Here is a 16,881-nt window from a genome sequence, read left to right as displayed (position 1 = left end):
TCTGGCGCATGCGTGGCGCCCGGTGCGCGCCGTGGCGCGCGCCGCTTCAGCTTTCGTCGCGGCTGCGCGCGGCCGCGAGCAGGCGCTCGGTCGCGAAGTGGCAGGAGAAGGTGGAGCCGCGGCCCGGTTCGCTTTCGATGCCCAGCCGCGCCTGGTGCAGGTTCAGCACGTGCTTGACGATGGACAGCCCCAGCCCGGTGCCGCCGGTGCCGCGCGAGCGGCTGGAGGACACGCGGTAGAAGCGTTCGGTGAGGCGGGCGAGATGGCTGGCGGGGATGCCGTAGCCGGTGTCGCTGACCGAATAGGTGGCGCCTTCCGGGGTGCGCCGCCAGCGTATCGTGATGCTGCCGCCGGCGGGGGTGTAGCGCACCGCGTTGCTGACCAGGTTGGAGAGCGCGCTGTGCAGGTCCTTGGGCGAGCCGAGCAGATCGAGGTCGGTATCGGCCTCCATCGTGACGTGGTGCCGGCCCTGGCTGAGCGCCTCGGCCTCCTTGCGCAGCGTGGCCAGCAGCGGCGCCATCGGCACGCGCTCGTCCTCGACGTGGTGCTGGGTTTCCAGTCGCGACAGGGTCAGCAGGTCTTCCACGATCTGGCCCATGCGGCGCGACTGCGCGCGCATCTCGCCGAGCACCGGCGCCAGCGCGGGGGCGTCCTCGGGATCGAGCAGTTCCAGGTAGCCGTGGATCACGGTGAGCGGCGTGCGCAACTCGTGCGAGACGTTGGCCACGAAGTCGCGGCGCATCTGTTCCAGCCGGGTGACGTGGCTGGTGTCGCGCGCCAGCAGCACCTGCTGGCGGCGGCCGAACGGCAGCAGGCTCACGCTGATCTGGCTGTCCGGGCGGCCCGGCGCCACGGTGTCGTGCAGCGGTTCGTGTTCCTCCTGGCGCAGCCAGTCGGCGAGTTCCGAAGCCTGCAGGCGCTGCTCCAGCGGCGCGCCGCGGTCGTGCGGCGAACGCAGCCCGAGCAGGTTCTCCGCCGCGTGGTTGAACCAGCGCACGCGCTGGTCGGGGTCGAGCAGTACCACGGCGTCGGGCAACTGGCTGGCGGTGCGGCGCAGGTCGCGCAGGCTGGAGGCGAGGCGGTGGGTACGCATGACGAGGCGGTCGTGTTTCGCGGCGAGGGTGGTCGGCGACATGATGTGACGCGTCGTGTGACCGTCCCGCGTCAGTAGCAAGACGATTTCAGCCACGGCGACGATGGCCACGCCTGCCGCGGTGCGGTTACCGGCCAGCCAGCCGAAGAACGCCCCCGCGAGCAGGCCGGCGAAGCAAATGGCGGGCAGTTTCCAGCGGTGGGGAGTGGGCATCGGAGAGCGCGATGGTTGGCGGGCTGGATGCAGAGCTTACAGGCGTGCCCGCCGCGCTTCCTGCTCGTCGTTCCGGCGATGGAACGGGAGGCTTGGATTCCGCGTGAGCAGTGCGGGTGACTCCCTCTCCCTCCGGGAGAGGGTGCCGACAGGCGGGTGAGGGTTCGGGCGAAGCGCGGTGATGGCGACTTGCGGAAGATGTCGGCAACGCGCTTCGCCCGAACCCTCTCCCCCAACCCCTCTTCCTCGCTCCTCAAAGCGCGGCCATCCATGGCCGCTCCCCGCGTCCGGAGGGAGAGGGGAGACGAGAGGCGGATTTCCGGTGGGTCAGACGCTTGCCGAGAAGCGATACCCGCTGCCGCGCACGGTCTGCACCATGTCTTCCAGCTTCCACGGTTCCAGCGTCTTGCGCAGGCGGCGGATGTGCACGTCCACCGTGCGCTCCTCCACGTACACGCTGCCGCCCCACACGTGGTCCAGCAGCTGCGCGCGCGAGTACACGCGCTCGGGGTGGGTCATGAAGAAGTGCAGCAGGCGGTATTCGGTGGGGCCGATGGTCACCGGCTCGTCGCCGGCGAACACGCGGTGCGCGGGGCCGTCGATGCGCAGCCGGCCCAGCTCCACCATGCCGTCGCCGTCGTCGCCGTGGGTGCGGCGCAGCACCGCCTTGATCCGCGCCAGCAGCTCGCGGGTGGAGAAGGGCTTGACCACATAGTCGTCCACGCCGGCCTCGAGGCCGTTGACGCGGTCCATCTCCTCGCCGCGCGCGGTGAGCATGATGATGGGGATCTCGCGGCTCAGCTCCTCCTTGCGCAGGCGGCGCGCCAGCTCCAGCCCGCTCATGCCCGGCAGCATCCAGTCCAGCAGGATCAGGTCGGGTACCTGCTCGGAAATCGCGAGTTGCGCGGCGCGGGCGTCGGCGGCCTGCATCGCCTCCATGTCGGCCTTGCGCAGGGCGAAGGCGATCATCTCGCGGATCGAGGTTTCGTCTTCGACAATCAGGATGCGTTTGTGCACGCGGGCAAAGTCCGTGGCCTGTGACCGGGATATTGCAATGCAGGAATGTTACGCGGCGATGACACGGGGTTATTGTTGCGAGCCGTTCGGGGTGGCCGGGTTGTCCGGGGTGTCGATCCTGCGTTTCTGCAGTTCCAGCACCAGCGGCGTCAGTTCGGCGATGCGCGCCTGGATGCGCGCGCGGGAGTAGTAGCTGAGGTCGTCGCGCTTGAGCAGGCGCTTGAGCTGTTCCATCGCATCGAACGGGCGCCCGGCGTAGTAGCTGGCGTCGGCCCAGGCCTCGCCGGCGCGTTCGCCGTCGCCGGCCTTGTCGCTGGCGCGGGCGTAGGCGGTATACAGCGCGGGATCGTCGCTGTTTTCCAGCAGCGGGCGCAGCAGGCCGGCGGCGGTGGCGGCCTGCTGCCTGTCGCCGCGGTCGGAGAGCGCGTTGGCATAGGCCAGGGCCACCGCGCGGTTGCGCGGCGACTGCCGGTTGAGCGGCTGGTACAGCGCCAGCGCGGCATCGCGCTGGCCGGCCTGCAGCCGGGCGTCGGCCAGCGCCAGGGTGAGGATCAGGCTGCCCGCATGCGCCTGCAGCAGCGGTTCGAGCTGTGCCACGGCCTGCGCGCCACGGTCGCTGCGGGTGAGCGCCAGCGCGTAGCCGTAGCGGTTGGCCGGGGTGTCGAAGCCGCCCTTGTCCTTGAGGTTGCCCGCGTAGTATTCGACCAGCCGCATGGCATTGCCGCTCAGCACGCGCGCGCGTTCGCGCATCAGTTCGTAGGTGTCGAGGCCGGCCGGGTTGGCGGTGTTCGCGTCGAGCCGGATCGGTCCGTGCACGAAGGCCATCGGCGTGCTGATCTTTTCCCACTGGCCGTTGAGCAGGGTGTCGCCGCCGGGCCGCTGTTTCTGCGCGGCGACCAGCGCGTCGGCGCGGGATTTCGCATCGGCGATGCGGTCGCTGGTGACCGGGTGGTCCTGCAGGAAGGACGGCACCTGGCCGCCGGCGCCCGTGCTCAGCACGTCCTCCATGTGCTGGAAGAACGCGGCCATCGCGTTGGGGTCGAAGCCGGCGTTGGCCAGCGTCTTGATGCCGGCGCGGTCGGCCTCGGTCTCGTCCTTGCGGGTGAAGTTGATCTCCTTCTGCGCCAGCAGGCCCTGGCCGCCGGCCAGCACCGCGATCGGCGCGTCGCCGGCGCTGCGGCCCGCGGCGCCGGCGGCGATCGCGCCCAGCACCACCAGGGCCATCAGCGGCGCGTCCTTCTTCGAGTCCTCGAACGCCCGCTGCAGGTGATTCTGCGTGATGTGGCCGATCTCGTGCGCCAGCACGCCGGCCAGCTCGTCCTCGTTGCGGGTGATGGCGATGAGGCCGGAGTTCACGCCGATGTAGCCGCCGGGCATGGCGAAGGCGTTGATCGTTTCGTCCTTCACGATGAAGAACTGGAAGTGGTCGCGCGGCTTGGCGCAGGCGGCGACCAGCCGGAAGCCGAGGTCGTTGACGTAGTCGTCCAGCAGCGGATCGTCCACCACCATGTCCAGCGCGCGCATCTGGCGCAGCATCGCGGCGCCGTAGTCCTGCGCCTCCTGCGGCGAGATCAGCGCGTCCGCCGAGCTGCCGAGGTCCGGCAGTCGCGAGTTGTCCTGCGCGCCGGCGGTGAAGGCGAGGCCGGCGAGGAGCAGGGCGGTGGGCAGGCGCTTGGCGGGACGGCGTGGTGCCATGGGCGGGTATCGGCGGATAATGTGGGGTGGACTGTTGCGATCATCCGTGGTCGCGAAGGTCAGGCGGTCAGGCATCCATGGCTGCGCTTCAAGGAGATCCTGCGATCATCCATGATCGCGGAGGCCCAGTGGGCGACAGCCCGTGAATGTTTGATTGACCGCCCGTGTGGAGGCTTGTTCCAAGGGGGCTTGCCCCCCACATTGTGCGCAGGTAACCGGAGTTGCGTGATGTCCAAGATCGAAGTCTATTCCACCGCGGTATGCCCGTACTGCGTGGCGGCCAAGAACCTGCTCAAGTCCAAGGGGCTGGAGTGGAGCGAAGTGCGCGTGGATACCGATCCCGCGCAGCGCGACGCCATGCTGGCGCGCAGTGGCGGCCGCCGCACCGTGCCGCAGATCTTCATCGACGGCCAGCTCGTGGGCGGCTATGACGACCTCGTCGCGGCTGACCGCAGCGGCAAGCTGGCCCAACTGCTGGGGGCCAGCGCATGAGCGGCGGACAGGGTGGCGGGAAGGACCGCGTGGCCGAGTTCACCGCGTTCCGCCAGCGCATGAACGAGCGCATCCTGGCCGAGGACAACCAGGTGGTGCGGCGCTTCTTCGCGCTGGACACGCAGACCTACAAGCCCGGCGCGCTGGACGTGAAGACCAAGGAACTGCTGGGCCTGGTCGCCTCGATGGTGCTGCGCTGCGACGACTGCATCAGCTACCACGTGGCGCAGTGCAAGGAGGCCGGCGTCACCCGCGAGGAATTCTTCGAGACGTTCAGCGTGGGCCTGGTGGTGGGCGGCTCCATCGTGATCCCGCACCTGCGCCGAGCGGTGGATTTCCTCGACAAGCTGGAAGAGGGCGAGGCCGCGACCGACGGGGCCTGTGCCGATCACGGCTGACGGCATGCTTCGCACTCCCGGCCGCTTGGTCAGCGTCGAGTCTCAGTCGCGCAATGTTCTGTCTCCCTCCCCTGCGCGCAGGGGAGGGCCGGGGTGGGGTCAAGCGCTTGCGAAAGCCATCCATGAGGGTCTTTCGCAAGGTTTCACCCCCTCCCGACCTCCTCCTGCAAGCAGGGGGAGGAGCCAATCGGCTCACCGCTGAGGCTCGACGCCAATCACGTCCGTCGGGGAGAGTCGAGTAAAGCTGCCATGCCATTTCCCGCAACGCTCCATGCGAGGATTTTCAACGCCACGCGTCGGCCCTCGACTGTTCGGTGCCGTACGGATGGGCGATAATTACGGGGTTATCGATCCTTGCGCGCCGCTCCCCAAGGCGCCGGTCGACGGTTTCATTCCCCAAGGAGTTTCCCCCATGAGCAAGACCATCGCGGTGATCCCGGGCGACGGCATCGGCCCGGAGATCATGACCGCCACGCTGCGCGTGCTCGACGCGCTGGATTGCGGCCTCGCCTACGACTTCGCCGACGCCGGCATGGTGGCGCTGGAGAAGCACGGCGACCTGCTGCCCAAGGCCACGCTGGACAAGATCGCCGAGCACAAGGTGGCGCTGAAGGGCCCGCTGACCACGCCGATCGGCGGCGGCTTCACCTCGATCAACGTCACCCTGCGCCGCCACTTCGACCTGTACGCCAACGTGCGCCCGGCGATCAGCTTCCCCGGCACCAAGGCGCGCTTCGACAACATCGACATCATCACGGTGCGCGAGAACACCGAGGGCGCCTACCTGGCCGAAGGCCAGTCGCTGTCCGAGGACGGCCAGACCGCCGTGTCGATGATCCGCAACACCCGCAAGGGCAGCGAGCGCATCGTGCGCTACGCCTTCGAGCTGGCCGTGAAGAAGGGCCGCAAGAAGGTCACCGCCGTGCACAAGGCCAACATCATCAAGACCGCCTCGGGCCTGTTCCTCAACGTGGCGCGCGAAGTCGCCAAGGAATACCCGCAGATCGAGTTCAACGAGATGATCGTGGACAACACCTGCATGCAGCTGGTGATGAAGCCCGAGCAGTTCGACGTGATCGTCACCACCAACCTGTTCGGCGACATCCTGTCCGACTTGTGCGCCGGCCTGGTCGGCGGCCTGGGCCTGGCGCCCGGTGACAACATCGGCGAGGGCGCGGCGATTTTCGAGGCCGTGCACGGCTCGGCGCCCGACATCGCCGGCAAGGGCATCGCCAACCCCTGCGCCCTGCTGCTGGCTGCGGCCGACATGCTCGACCACCTCGGCATGGTGGAGAAGGGCGACAAGCTGCGCGCCGCGATCCGCGACACCATGACGAACGACCGCGACAGCGTGACGCCGGACCTCGGCGGCAAGGGGTCGACCGAAAGCTTTGGCGCGGCGATCGCCAGGCGCGTCGCGGCCTGACCCGCTTCGTTCGCCATGAAAAAGCCGCGGGAAACCGCGGCTTTTTCATGGCGCACATCCATGTGCGCCACCCTGCGGGCGTGCAAAACGGCAATCCTGCCGTTTTGTCGTGGGCGTCATCCACGCCTTCAGTGCGCGGCGGGCTTGTAGTGGCCGCCTTCCGTGCGCACGGCGATGTTGAGCCGGTTCCAGGTGTTGATCAGGCCGATCAGCAGCACCAGGTCGATCACGGCCGCGTCCTCGAAGTGTTGGCGGACCCGTTCGTACAACGCGTCGGACACCGATTCGTGCGAGGGCAGCTCGGTGAGTTCCTCGGCCAGGGCCAGCGCGGCCTGTTCGCTTTCGCTGTACAGAGTGGTTTCGCGCCAGGCGGGCAGCAGGTACAGGCGTTGCTCGGTTTCGCCGGCGGCGCGGGCATCCTTGCTGTGCATGTCGAGGCAGAAGGCGCAGCCGTTGATTTGCGAACAGCGCATCAGCACCAGTTCGACCAGGCTGGCGTCCAGGTGGCCGCGTTCGCGGATTTCCTGGCCGAGTTTGACCAGCGGCTGCATGGCGGCGTAGTGGCGTTGGATGGCAATGCGGGTCATGGGGTGGCTCCGGTGTCGGTGGGCGGTGACGGCCGGGATGGGCCGTTCAATGCAAGGACGTGCCGGCCGGCGGATCCGTTACCGCCGCCGCCAGCCGGGCGAGCTTGCCGGGATGGCGCAGGGCATGGACGGCGGCGATGCGCTCGTCCCGCACCTCGACCCACATCGCGGTGGCGAGGCGGTCGCCGCTGAAGATCAGCAGCACGCTTTCGCCGTTGAGCGTGGCCAGCACGTGGCGTTGCGGTTGCAGGCGCGTGTTGCGCGCGATCTGCAGGTACAGCCGCGCCAGCCGCTCGGCGCCGTGCAGCGGACGCAGGGTGGCGGTGACCACGCCGCCGCCGTCGCTGACATGCACGGCGTCCTCGGCGAACAGCGCGCGCAGCGATTCCAGCGTGGGCTTTTCCATCGCCGCCACGAAGCGTTGCAGCAGGCGTTGCTGCGCTCGCGCATCCACCTGGAAGCGCGGGCGATCCTCGCGCAGGCGCGCCTTGGCGCGATGCACGCGCTGGCGGCAGGCGTTCTCGGCGATACCCAGGATGGCCGCCGCCTCGGCGTGGCTGTAGTCGAACACTTCGTTGAGCAGGAAGGCGGCGCGCTCGTCCGGGCCCAGCCGTTCCAGCAGGGTGAGGAAGGAGAGCGTGAGGGTCTGGTCGCGTTCGAGCAACGACTCGGGCGTTTCGGCGGCCGGCTGCGTGTCCTCGTCCACCAGTGGCTCGGGCAGCCATGGGCCGGGGTAGCGTGCGCGTTCGGTCCTGGCGCGGCGCAGGCGGTCCAGCGCCAGGCGCGTGGTCACCGTGACCAGCCAGGCTTCCGGGTCGTCCAGCGCGGCGGTGTCCTGCGCGTGCCAGCGCAGCCAGGCATCGTGCAGCACGTCCTCGGCATCGACCGGTGTGCCGAGCATGCGGTAGGCCAGCCCGAACAGGCGCTGGCGGTGCTGCTGGAACAGGGCGGTTTGCGTATCCACGGCGTTCTCCTGGGAGGATCGCAGCAAGGACGCGCGGCCGGGGTCCGGCGTTACGGCTTCAGCGGACGAAGGGCCACGGCGCGCAGACGATCAGCCATGCCAGCAGCAGCATGCCCAAGTATTTCAGTGTGCGGAACAGCTTCGGGTGCTTCTTCTTGAACGCGCGGTTGCGTTCGCGGTTGCGCTGGTTGAGCGCGAACACGCGGTTGACGAAGCCGGTCTTCTCTTCCGGCGACTCGGTGTTCGGCGAAGCGGTGATCTTGCCCATGAAGGCCCCCACGCGGTGGTTGACCGCGCCCATCCAGCGCGTGCGCAGCGGGCGCTCCACGTCGGCGAACAGGATCACCCGGGTCTGGTCGGTCTTGTTCTCCACCCAGTGCACGTAGGTCTCGTCGAACACCACGTCCTTGCCGTCGCCCCAGGCGTGCTCCTCGCCGTCGACGAAGATGCGGCAGTCGCGCGAGTTCGGCGTGATCAGGCCCAGGTGGTAGCGCAGCGAGCCGGCGAACGGGTCGCGGTGCGGGTTGAGCCGGCTGTTCGGCGCCAGCGTGGCGAACATCGCCGCCTTGATGCTGGGGATGGATTTCAGCAGCGCCACGGTCTGCGGGCACAGCGCCTCGGCCGAGGCCAGCGGCTCGCCGTACCACTTCAGGTAGAAGCGCTTCCAGCCCTGCTTGAAGAAGCTGTTGAAGCTGGCGTCGTTGCCGCCCTGGGCCGCGCGGATGTGGCCTTCGTCGAACAGCGACAGCGCCTCCTCGCGGATGGTTTGCCAGTTCGCCTGCAGCAGATCCAGTTGCGGAAAGCCGCGGCGGTCGAGGATGGGCCGCGCCGGCACCGCGGAGAACGCGTACATCAGCAGGTTGTACGGCGCGAAGATCGCCGAGTGGTCCACCAGCTGGCGGTCGAAACGCAACCGTGCGCGACCGCGCAGGTGCACCAGCAGCACGCACAGCACGAACAGCAGGATCAGGGTCAGCAGGACGAGGCGTGGTGTCATCGGCGTGGGCAGGGGAGGGCGGCGGGGCGACGCGTCATTCTACCGCCCGCGCCGTGAATCGCCGCAGGGCAAGGGCTTCAGTGCGACAACACGCGCAAGGGCGCGCCGCCAGGCTGGTAGCCATGCGCCAATGCGCGCTGCACGTAGGCCACGGCGCGTCGCACGGCATGGCGCGGCGCCTGGCCCCTGGCCAGTTCGGAGGCCACCGCCGAGGCCAGCGTGCAGCCGGTGCCGTGGGCCTCCAGTTTCAGGCGCGGATGGCGCAGTTCCAGCACGCCTCGCGCATCGAAAAAGCGGTCCACCACTTCGCGGCCGCTGCCGTGGCCGCCCTTGAGCAGCACGGCCTTTGCGCCCAGTTCGCGCAGTTCGTGGCCGGCACGGGCGCAATCCTTCGCGTTGCGGATCGGGTAGCCCAGCAGCGCCTCGGCCTCGGGCAGGTTCGGCGTGAGCACGTCGGCCAGAGGAATCAATTCGTCCACCAGCACCGCGATGGCGCCCTCGTCGAGCAGGCGCGCACCGCTGGTGGCGATCATCACCGGATCGACCACCAGCCACGTCGGCTTGCGCGCCGCCATCTCGCGCGCCACCAGCCGCACGATGGCCGCGCTGCCCAGCATGCCGGTCTTCACCGCGGCGATGGGGAAGTCGTCGAACACCGCGGCGATCTGGCTGCGGATGTGCGTGAGCGGCACTGGATGTACCGCGGTCACGCCGCGCGTGTTCTGCGAGGTGATCGCGGTGATGGCGGACAAGCCGTGTACGCCACGCGCGTGGAAGGTCTTCAGGTCGGCCTGGATACCTGCGCCGCCGCCCGAGTCGGAGCCGGCGATGGTCAAAGTGCAGGGATTCGGGATTCGGGATTCGGGATTCGGCAAGGCAGTCTGTGCTTCGGTGTGGTTGCGATGGTTTCAGGCGCCGGCTTTTCCGAATCCCGAATCCCCAATCTCGAATCCCGGCTATAACGCCTCCGACGCGAAATCCGCCAGCCGCGAACGCTCGCCGCGACGCAGGGTGACGTGGGCCGAATGCTCCCACTGCTTGAAGCGATCCACCGCGTAGGTGAGGCCGGAGGTGGTTTCGGTGAGGTAGGGCGTGTCGATCTGTTCCACGTTGCCGAGGCAGACGATCTTGGTGCCGGGGCCGGCGCGGGTGATCAGGGTCTTCATCTGCTTGGGCGTGAGGTTCTGCGCCTCGTCGATGATCAGGTAGCGCGACAGGAAGGTGCGGCCGCGCATGAAGTTCAGCGAGCGGATCTTGATGCGCGAGGCGAGCAGGTCGTTGGTGGCCTGGCGGCCCCACGAGCCGCCTTCCTCGGGATTGGCGAGCACTTCGAGGTTGTCGGTGAGCGCGCCCATCCACGGCGTCATCTTCTCTTCCTCGGTGCCGGGCAGGAAGCCGATGTCCTCGCCCACGCTGACCGTGGCGCGGGTCATGATGATCTCGCGGTAGCGCTGCTGGTCCATCACCTGCGCCAGGCCGGCCGCGAGCGCGAGCAGGGTCTTGCCGGTGCCGGCGGTGCCGAGCAGGGTGACGAAATCCACGTCGGGGTCCATCAGCACGTTGAGCGCGAAGTTCTGCTCGCGGTTGCGCGCGGCGATGCCCCATACCGAATGGTTGGCGTGGCTGTGGTCGTCCATCAGCGCGAGGGTGGCCTTGTCGTCATCCACCTTGAGCACGCGCAGTTCCACGCCGCCCTCGCCGGGCAGGTACAGGCACTGGTTGGGGTGCCAGTCCTCGTCCCCGCGGCGGCTCAGCTTGTAGAAGGTGCGGCCGCGTTCGTTCCAGGACTCCACTTCCGGGTGCGCGTCCCAGAAGTTCTCGGGCAGCGCGGTGGAGCCGGTATAGAGCAGGGCGAAGTCGTCCAGCGCGCGGTCGTTCTCGTAGTCCTCCGCGTCGATGCCGTAGATCTTGGCCTTGATGCGCAGGTTGATGTCCTTGCTGACCAGGATCACCGAGCGCTCGGGATTCTGGTCGCGCAGCTCGATCACCGCGGCGAGGATCAGGTTGTCCGCCTTGCCGTGGTTGGCGGTGGTGCGCTGCTGGAAATACAGCCGGCCCACCGCGCCGCCGCGCTTGAGGTTGACGCCCTGCGGGTTGGCCAGCTCCAGGCCGTTGCTGATGCCGTGGCCGTTGCCGCGCACGATCAGCTCGTTGAGGAAGCGGCTGACCTGGCGGCCGTTGCGCGAGACTTCCGAGCCGCCTTTCTTCTTCTCGTCCAGCTCCTCCAGCACCGTCATCGGGATGAACACGTCGTGTTCCTCGAAGCGGAACAGCGAGGTGGGGTCGTGCAACAGCACGTTGGTGTCCAGGACGTAGATGCGCTTGCTTGCGGTCATGCGGCAGGAACCTCGCGTGGGACAGGACGAAGGGAGCGCGGCATGGCGGATGCCGCGGCGATGACGACGTGGAATGGGGCGGTCACTTGGCGGGGATGGCGTCGAGCACGGCCTGCGCGTGGCCCGGCACCTTCACGCCGAGCCACTCGGCGGCGAGCCTGCCGTCCGGAGCTATCAGGAAGGTGCTGCGCACCACGCCCATGTAGCGCTTGCCGTAGAGCACCTTCTCGTGGATCACGTCGAAGGCCTTGCACCAGGTTTCGTCCGGGTCGGACACCAGCGGGAACGGCAGTTCCTGCTTCGCGGCGAAGTTGGCGTGGGATTTCGCCGAGTCGCGCGAGACGCCGACGACCTCGGCGTTGCGCTTCTTGAACTTCGGGTAGAGGTCGCGGAAGTCCTTCGCCTCGTTGGTGCAACCCGGGGTGGAATCCTTGGGATAGAAATACACCACCACCCATTGGCCCTTGAGGTCGGCGAGCCTGAGCGTGCTGCCGTCGCCGGTGGTGCCGCTGAGGGCGGGGGCCTTCTTTCCGATGTCTGGCATGGTCTCTCCGGAAACCCGGCGGGGTTTCGCTGTTGTGCGGGGAGAGACTAGCGCGATGAATGTGACGGAGACAGCCTTGTCAGGCATCCCGCGCAGGCGCATCCTAGAAATCCGCCGGATCCTAGAATTTCACCGGATCCATGATGGCATCCAGGTTCAGCCCGTCGCACAGCTCCAGGAAATCGTCGCGCAAGGCGGCGATGTGGATGTCGGCCGGGATGCCGATCGTGAACTGCGCCTGGAACATCTCCGCGCCGGTCTGCATCGCCAGGTAGCGGGTGGAGTGCAGTTGCTCGACGCTGATGCCCTGCTGGCTGAAGAACTCCACGATGCGCGCCACGATGCCGGGGCGGTCGGCGGAGATGATCTCCACCATGTACGGCAGCAGGTGCGAATTCGGCTCGCGCGGCGTGGTGCGGTAGTGGGCGAGGCGCAGGTTCTCGTCGCGCGCCAGCTTGTTCAGCGCGGTTTCCAGCTTGGCCAGCGCGTCCCAGGCGCCGTTGGCCAGCAGCATGACCGACACCTCGTTGCCTATCGTGGCCACGCGCGACTCGGCCAGGCTGCAGCCGGCGTCGGCGATGCGGCGGGTCAGTGCGGTGAGCGGCGAATGGGCGGCCGAGGTCAGTGCGTGGATCAGCAGCTGATTGTCGCTGCCCGAACGGGCGGGAGACGTCGATTTCAATGGAATGGCCTGTGCCGGAACCCGCGCGGCGCGGGAATCGCGCAGGCCAGCTTACTTGCCGCTCCCGCAAGCCCGCAAGTAACATGCAAGGCTGGTTTATCAAGTGGTATCCGACCTTGGACATTCGCGGAAGCATCTGCGCGCTGGCCACGCCGTTCGCGCCCGACGGCGCGCTCGACCTGCCGGCGTTCGCGCGCCTGCTCGACCACCAGCTCGCCGGCGGCACGCAGGCGCTGGTGGTGGCCGGCTCCACCGGCGAAGCGCACATGCTCGAACACGACGAGTTCGACCGCCTGCTCGCGTTCGCGCTGGAGCACGTCGCCGGCCGCGTACCGGTGATCGCCGGCACCGGCGAGGCGGGCACCGCGAAGACCGTGGCGCTCACGCGCCGCGCCAGGGCGCTGGGCGCCGATGCCGCGCTGGTGGTGACGCCCTATTACGTGCGCCCCACGCAGGAAGGCATGTGCCGCCACTTCCTCGAAGTCGCCGAGCACGGCGGCCTGCCAGTGCTGCTCTACAACGTGCCCGCGCGCACCGCCTGCGACCTGCTGCCGGAGACGGTGGCCCAGCTTGCCGGTCACCCGGCCATCGTCGGCATCAAGGAAGCGCGCGCCGACGCCGGGCGCATTGCCGCGCTGGCGGAACTTGCGCGCCCGGATTTCGTCTATCTCTCCGGCGACGACGGTACGGCCGGGCAGGCCATGCTGGCGGGCGCGGCCGGTACCATCTCGGTGGTGGCGAACCTGGTGCCGAAGATGTTCCGCGCGCTGTGCGACGCGGCCACCGGCGGCGACCGGACTGCCACGACGCGTTGCGACGATGCGTTGGCGCCGCTGGTGCAGGCGCTGAACTGCGCGCCGAACCCGATCGCGGTCAAGGCCGGCCTGCCGGAACTGGGGCTGGGCTCGGCATCGCCGCGGCTGCCGCTGGTGGAACTGGCCGAAGGCCCGGAGCGCGCCCGTTTGCGCGAAGCGCTGTCCAGTCTGGCATCCTTGGCGCAAGCTGCCTGATAGAAAGCCGCCCCGGCGGCCATCAACGAACCTTCCACGGAAAACCCTTGCATGAAGAAATCCTCGCTACTCGTGACCCTGCCGGCGCTGGCCCTTGCAGGCTTGCTGCTTTCCGGTTGCGGCATGTTCCGATCCACGAAGGCGTGGGAGACGGCCAAGCAGGAGGCTCCGCTGGAAATCCCGCCGGGCCTGGACACGCCGCCGGCGACGGCGGCGCTGGTGATCCCGCCGCCCGGCTCGGGCCAGGCCCAGGCCGCTCCCGTGCCCGGCGTGATCTCCGATGCCTTCGTGGTGTCCGGTTCCGTCGACGCCGCCTACCAGAAGGTGGGCCAGTTGCTGGCGGCCACCGGCAGCGCGGGCCAGGTGACCAGCCATGACGACAGCGCGCACAGCTACACGGTGAGCGTGGTGGGCGGTGCGACGGTGGCGAAGAAGCGCGGCTTCTTCGGCCGCATGTTCCACCACGACAAGAGTTCCGCCGACACCGCCACGCACTCGGTGCAGGTCACCGTGAACCCCAGCGGGGACAGTGCCAGCGAAGTGCGTGCGCAGGGCGACGAAGGCGCGGTCGCCAAGCTCATCGATGCGTTGAAGAAGGGCATGGGCGGCTGATCCCATTCCGTCCACGCCAACGAAAATGCCGCCCGATGAGGCGGCATTTTTGTTTTGTATCGTGGGCTCAAGGTTCAGCGCTGCAGCAGCTTGAGCTTGTCCGGCTTGCCTTCCCACTCCTTCGCGTCGGCCAGGCCGTCCTTGCGCTCGGTGATCACCGGCCAGGCCTTCGCCAACTCCGCGTTCAGCGCCACGAAACCTTCCTGGCCGCCGGGCACGTCGTCCTCCGGGTAGATCGCATTGATCGGGCACTCCGGCTCGCACAACGTGCAGTCGATGCACTCGTCCGGGTCGATCACCAGGAAATTCGGTCCTTCGTGGAAGGCATCGACCGGGCAGACTTCCACGCAGTCGGTGTACTTGCACTTGATGCAGTTGTCGGTGACGACGAAGGTCATGGGACGGGGCTCTTGCGTTGGGGCGTTGGCAAGTATGACTGCAATGCGCGCCGGCTGAGAAGTCGCAGGCGCGACCCGGCATGGTCATTTTGCCCGCCTGCGGAAGCGGGGCTGGGGCGGGAGCGTGCAAGGTGGCCGCGCCTTACCCGGGAGCCGGGGCAAGCGACTGCCGCCTGGGCCGTCGCCCAAAAACAAGCGGCACGATCGCTTGATCGTGCCGGCTGTTTCTGAGGAGTGCGGCCATGGATGGCCGCTGGTGGCGCTCGGACAAGGCAAGCACTCGAAGCTTGCCGTATTCCCGCGCCGTGCGGCGATTCCGGACGAATCGCACAAGCAAATGGCGCTCCCAACGAGGTTCGAACTCGTGTTCCCGCCTTGAGAGGGCGGTGTCCTGGACCGCTAGACGATGGGAGCGGAGTCTTGCAGAGCGCGGTAGTATAGCGGAATTGTTCCGTTCGGCAATGCCGCGGCGATGGCGGGTATCATGCACGGCTTGCAGGCCGTCGCGCCGTCGCGAGGCGGCGTGCCGGACAAGTACCCGCCAGGAATCCCAGCCGCTTGAATCCCGAAGCCAGGAACGACGTCAGGCCCGCGCTGCGCATCATCCCGCGCGAGCAGCACACGATTTCCCGCAAGAACATCAGCAAGGCCGCGCTGCGCGTGCTGTACCGCCTCAACGAGGCCGGCTACGACGCCTTCCTGGTCGGCGGCGCGGTGCGCGACCTGCTGCTGGGCGGCCGGCCCAAGGATTTCGACGTGGCCACCAGTGCCACGCCGGACGAGGTGAAGAAGCTGTTCCGCAACTGCCGCCTGATCGGCCGCCGCTTCCGGCTGGCCCACGTGGTGTTCGGGCCGGAGATCATCGAGGTGGCGACCTTCCGCGGCACCGGCGAGGAGGAGGGCGCGGAGGGCGAGCGTCACATCGTCGACGGCCGCATCGTGCGCGACAACGTGTGGGGCTCGATCGAGGAAGATGCCATTCGCCGCGACTTCCGCGTCAACGCGATGTACTACGACATCAGCGATTTCTCGGTGCGCGACTACGTGGGCGGCATGCAGGACCTGCAGGACCACGTGCTGCGCCTGATCGGCGAGCCGGCCACGCGCTACCGCGAGGATCCGGTGCGCATGCTGCGCGCGGCGCGGCTGGCCGCCAAGCTCGGCTTCAGCATCGACGCGGCCGCCGCTGCGCCGTTCGCGGAGCTGGGCTCGCTGTTGCTGGAGGCGTCGCCGGCGCGGCTGTTCGATGAGTCGTTGAAGATGTTCCTCGCCGGGCACGGGCTGAAGAGCTTCCGCATGCTCGAGCAGTGTGGCCTGCTGCAGTTCCTGTTCCCGGCCACGGCGCGTGCGCTGAAGCGTGGCGACGAAGCCCTGCGCGCACTGGTCGAGCAGGGCCTGGCGAACACCGACGAGCGCGTGGCCGAGGGCAAGTCGGTGACGCCGGCCTTCCTGTTCGCCGTACTGCTGTGGGGCGAGGTGCGCGACCTGGCGCACCACCAGATCGCCCGCGGCAAGGACGCCAACGACGCCTGGGCGCACGCCGCGATGCAGGTGGTGGCCGAGCAGTGCCAGCGCGTGGCGATCCCGCGGCGTTTCACCCTCACCATGGAAGAGATCTGGTCGCTGCAGCCGCGCTTCGAGCAGATCCAGCGCAAGAAGGTGTTGCGCCTGCTGACGCATCCGCGCTTCCGCGCCGCGTTCGACTTCCTGCTGCTGCGCGGGCACGAGTCGCCGGCGATCCGCGAGCTGGGCTTGTGGTGGGACCACGCGCAGCAGTTGCCGCACGACACGCTGGCGGCGGCGTTGCCGACGCACGGCGGCGGCAATGACGCCGACCCCGGCGCGCCCGCGGCCAGCCCCGTGCGCAAGCGCCGCCGGCGCAAACCCGCGGCGAAATCGAAGCCGGCGTGACCGCGGCCTACGTCGCGCTGGGCGGCAATATCGGCGATCCGTGCCTGCAGGTGCTGGATGCCATGGACGCGCTGGCGCGCTTGCCGCATACCCGATTGCTGCGCCGTTCGCGGCTGTATCGAACCCCGCCGTGGGGCGTGCTGGCGCAGCCGCCGTTCGTCAACGCCGCCGCCTTGCTGGAAACCGGCCTGGAACCGCACGCCTTGCTCGACGCGCTGCTGGCCATCGAGCAGCGCGCTGGCCGCGTGCGCGCCGAGCGCAACGGGCCGCGCACGCTGGACCTTGACCTGCTGCACATGGATGGCGTGCAACTGGACGACGCCCGCCTGACCCTGCCGCATCCCCGCATCGCCGAACGCGCCTTCGTGCTGCTGCCGCTGGCCGAGCTGTCGCCCGACCTCGTGCTGCCGGGGCAGGGCCGCGTGGCCGACCTGCTCGCCGCGACGGATACGCAGGGTTGCGAGCGCCTGGCCGAGGGCCGGGTGGCCGAATGATGCGGCGCAGCG

The 16,881-nt window shown here is 68.6% G+C and carries 18 protein-coding genes and 1 tRNA gene; 7 read left to right on the top strand and 12 right to left on the bottom strand.

From position 1 onward, the window contains the following. Positions 1-46 precede the first annotated feature (46 nt). From phoR to IHE47_RS04660, 3 genes are all read right to left on the bottom strand, one after another. A complete protein-coding gene (phoR, locus tag IHE47_RS04670) occupies positions 47-1,093 on the bottom strand; it encodes a phosphate regulon sensor histidine kinase PhoR (protein WP_225561633.1) in 1,047 nt (348 codons plus the stop codon). Positions 1,094-1,633: 540 nt separating this feature from the next. After that, the gene (gene phoB, locus IHE47_RS04665) at positions 1,634-2,323 is read right to left on the bottom strand and encodes a phosphate regulon transcriptional regulator PhoB (RefSeq protein ID WP_192104701.1); all 690 of its coding nucleotides are present in this window, start codon (positions 2,321-2,323) and stop codon (positions 1,634-1,636) included. Between the two features lie 69 nt (positions 2,324-2,392). After that, positions 2,393-4,018, bottom strand: coding sequence for a M48 family metalloprotease (locus IHE47_RS04660; protein WP_192104700.1), 1,626 nt, complete (start codon positions 4,016-4,018; stop codon positions 2,393-2,395). A gap of 228 nt (positions 4,019-4,246) precedes the next feature. Here IHE47_RS04660 and grxC point away from each other — a divergent pair, with 228 nt between their 5' ends. The 3 genes from grxC to IHE47_RS04645 all read left to right on the top strand — a co-directional run bounded on the left by grxC (position 4,247) and on the right by IHE47_RS04645 (position 6,334). Then, a complete protein-coding gene (gene grxC, locus IHE47_RS04655; protein WP_192104699.1) occupies positions 4,247-4,510 on the top strand; it encodes a glutaredoxin 3 in 264 nt (87 codons plus the stop codon). Next, the gene (locus tag IHE47_RS04650) at positions 4,507-4,908 is read left to right on the top strand and encodes a carboxymuconolactone decarboxylase family protein (RefSeq protein ID WP_192104698.1); all 402 of its coding nucleotides are present in this window, start codon (positions 4,507-4,509) and stop codon (positions 4,906-4,908) included. The genes grxC and IHE47_RS04650 overlap by 4 nt, the downstream gene beginning before the upstream one ends. A 412-nt stretch (positions 4,909-5,320) precedes the next feature. Then, entirely contained in the window at positions 5,321-6,334 is a 1,014-nt protein-coding gene (locus IHE47_RS04645) for an isocitrate dehydrogenase (protein WP_192104697.1), read from the top strand. Between the two features lie 128 nt (positions 6,335-6,462). On the opposite strand, the gene IHE47_RS04640 is transcribed toward IHE47_RS04645, so the two are convergent. The 7 genes from IHE47_RS04640 to IHE47_RS04610 form a co-directional block, all read right to left on the bottom strand. Further along, positions 6,463-6,921 carry a carboxymuconolactone decarboxylase family protein gene (locus IHE47_RS04640; protein WP_192104696.1) on the bottom strand — a complete coding sequence of 153 codons (459 nt, stop codon included), beginning with the start codon at positions 6,919-6,921 and terminating at the stop codon, positions 6,463-6,465. A gap of 46 nt (positions 6,922-6,967) precedes the next feature. Further along, positions 6,968-7,885 (bottom strand): RNA polymerase sigma factor SigJ, encoded by a 918-nt coding sequence (gene sigJ / locus IHE47_RS04635; protein ID WP_192104695.1) that lies wholly within the window; start codon positions 7,883-7,885, stop codon positions 6,968-6,970. A 58-nt stretch (positions 7,886-7,943) separates the two neighbouring features. Next, positions 7,944-8,882, bottom strand: coding sequence for an aspartyl/asparaginyl beta-hydroxylase domain-containing protein (locus IHE47_RS04630; RefSeq protein WP_192104694.1), 939 nt, complete (start codon positions 8,880-8,882; stop codon positions 7,944-7,946). Between the two features lie 77 nt (positions 8,883-8,959). Continuing rightward, positions 8,960-9,718, bottom strand: a complete 759-nt coding sequence (gene thiD / locus IHE47_RS04625) for a bifunctional hydroxymethylpyrimidine kinase/phosphomethylpyrimidine kinase (RefSeq protein WP_225561622.1) — start codon at positions 9,716-9,718, stop codon at positions 8,960-8,962. Positions 9,719-9,838: 120 nt separating this feature from the next. Continuing rightward, positions 9,839-11,218, bottom strand: a complete 1,380-nt coding sequence (locus tag IHE47_RS04620) for a PhoH family protein (protein ID WP_192104693.1) — start codon at positions 11,216-11,218, stop codon at positions 9,839-9,841. Positions 11,219-11,300: 82 nt separating this feature from the next. Then, entirely contained in the window at positions 11,301-11,762 is a 462-nt protein-coding gene (locus IHE47_RS04615) for a peroxiredoxin (protein ID WP_192104692.1), read from the bottom strand. Positions 11,763-11,883: 121 nt separating this feature from the next. Then, a complete protein-coding gene (locus tag IHE47_RS04610) occupies positions 11,884-12,444 on the bottom strand; it encodes an ACT domain-containing protein (RefSeq protein WP_225561621.1) in 561 nt (186 codons plus the stop codon). 116 nt (positions 12,445-12,560) lie between these two features. Here IHE47_RS04610 and dapA point away from each other — a divergent pair, with 116 nt between their 5' ends. Both dapA and IHE47_RS04600 read left to right on the top strand, forming a co-directional pair. Continuing rightward, a complete protein-coding gene (gene dapA, locus IHE47_RS04605; RefSeq protein ID WP_225561620.1) occupies positions 12,561-13,454 on the top strand; it encodes a 4-hydroxy-tetrahydrodipicolinate synthase in 894 nt (297 codons plus the stop codon). A 51-nt stretch (positions 13,455-13,505) separates the two neighbouring features. Continuing rightward, positions 13,506-14,066 carry a hypothetical protein gene (locus tag IHE47_RS04600; RefSeq protein ID WP_192104690.1) on the top strand — a complete coding sequence of 187 codons (561 nt, stop codon included), beginning with the start codon at positions 13,506-13,508 and terminating at the stop codon, positions 14,064-14,066. Positions 14,067-14,140: 74 nt separating this feature from the next. Here IHE47_RS04600 and fdxA read toward each other — a convergent pair whose 3' ends face one another. Together fdxA and IHE47_RS04590 are read right to left on the bottom strand one after the other, a co-directional pair. Then, the gene (gene fdxA / locus IHE47_RS04595; protein ID WP_192104689.1) at positions 14,141-14,464 is read right to left on the bottom strand and encodes a ferredoxin FdxA; all 324 of its coding nucleotides are present in this window, start codon (positions 14,462-14,464) and stop codon (positions 14,141-14,143) included. Between the two features lie 338 nt (positions 14,465-14,802). Next, positions 14,803-14,878, bottom strand: a tRNA-Glu gene (locus IHE47_RS04590). A gap of 144 nt (positions 14,879-15,022) precedes the next feature. Here IHE47_RS04590 and pcnB point away from each other — a divergent pair. Continuing rightward, positions 15,023-16,375 carry a polynucleotide adenylyltransferase PcnB gene (pcnB, locus tag IHE47_RS04585; protein ID WP_192104688.1) on the top strand — a complete coding sequence of 451 codons (1,353 nt, stop codon included), beginning with the start codon at positions 15,023-15,025 and terminating at the stop codon, positions 16,373-16,375. After that, on the top strand, positions 16,372-16,869 hold the full coding sequence (gene folK, locus IHE47_RS04580) for a 2-amino-4-hydroxy-6-hydroxymethyldihydropteridine diphosphokinase (protein WP_192104687.1): 498 nt from the start codon (positions 16,372-16,374) through the stop codon (positions 16,867-16,869). Before pcnB ends, folK begins: the two co-directional genes overlap by 4 nt. Positions 16,870-16,881: the final 12 nt, after the last annotated feature.

The sequence above is a fragment of the Rhodanobacter sp. DHB23 genome (assembly GCF_014842975.1).
In the GTDB taxonomy this organism is placed as follows: domain Bacteria; phylum Pseudomonadota; class Gammaproteobacteria; order Xanthomonadales; family Rhodanobacteraceae; genus Rhodanobacter_A.
The sequence above is the reverse complement of the archived record's forward strand: the minus strand, read 5'-3'. Positions and strand labels throughout refer to the sequence as shown.

What these genes read in the sequence shown, in the direction of transcription:
- phoR (WP_225561633.1), bottom strand. Translation starts at nt 1,093, where the DNA reads ATGCGTACCCACCGCCTCGCCTCCAGCCTGCGCGACCTGCGCCGCACC.
- IHE47_RS04640 (WP_192104696.1), bottom strand. Translation starts at nt 6,921, where the DNA reads ATGACCCGCATTGCCATCCAACGCCACTACGCCGCCATGCAGCCGCTG.
- IHE47_RS04600 (WP_192104690.1), top strand. Translation starts at nt 13,506, where the DNA reads ATGAAGAAATCCTCGCTACTCGTGACCCTGCCGGCGCTGGCCCTTGCA.
- IHE47_RS04630 (WP_192104694.1), bottom strand. Translation starts at nt 8,882, where the DNA reads ATGACACCACGCCTCGTCCTGCTGACCCTGATCCTGCTGTTCGTGCTG.
- IHE47_RS04660 (WP_192104700.1), bottom strand. Translation starts at nt 4,018, where the DNA reads ATGGCACCACGCCGTCCCGCCAAGCGCCTGCCCACCGCCCTGCTCCTC.
- fdxA (WP_192104689.1), bottom strand. Translation starts at nt 14,464, where the DNA reads ATGACCTTCGTCGTCACCGACAACTGCATCAAGTGCAAGTACACCGAC.
- IHE47_RS04615 (WP_192104692.1), bottom strand. Translation starts at nt 11,762, where the DNA reads ATGCCAGACATCGGAAAGAAGGCCCCCGCCCTCAGCGGCACCACCGGC.
- grxC (WP_192104699.1), top strand. Translation starts at nt 4,247, where the DNA reads ATGTCCAAGATCGAAGTCTATTCCACCGCGGTATGCCCGTACTGCGTG.
- IHE47_RS04620 (WP_192104693.1), bottom strand. Translation starts at nt 11,218, where the DNA reads ATGACCGCAAGCAAGCGCATCTACGTCCTGGACACCAACGTGCTGTTG.
- IHE47_RS04645 (WP_192104697.1), top strand. Translation starts at nt 5,321, where the DNA reads ATGAGCAAGACCATCGCGGTGATCCCGGGCGACGGCATCGGCCCGGAG.
- IHE47_RS04650 (WP_192104698.1), top strand. Translation starts at nt 4,507, where the DNA reads ATGAGCGGCGGACAGGGTGGCGGGAAGGACCGCGTGGCCGAGTTCACC.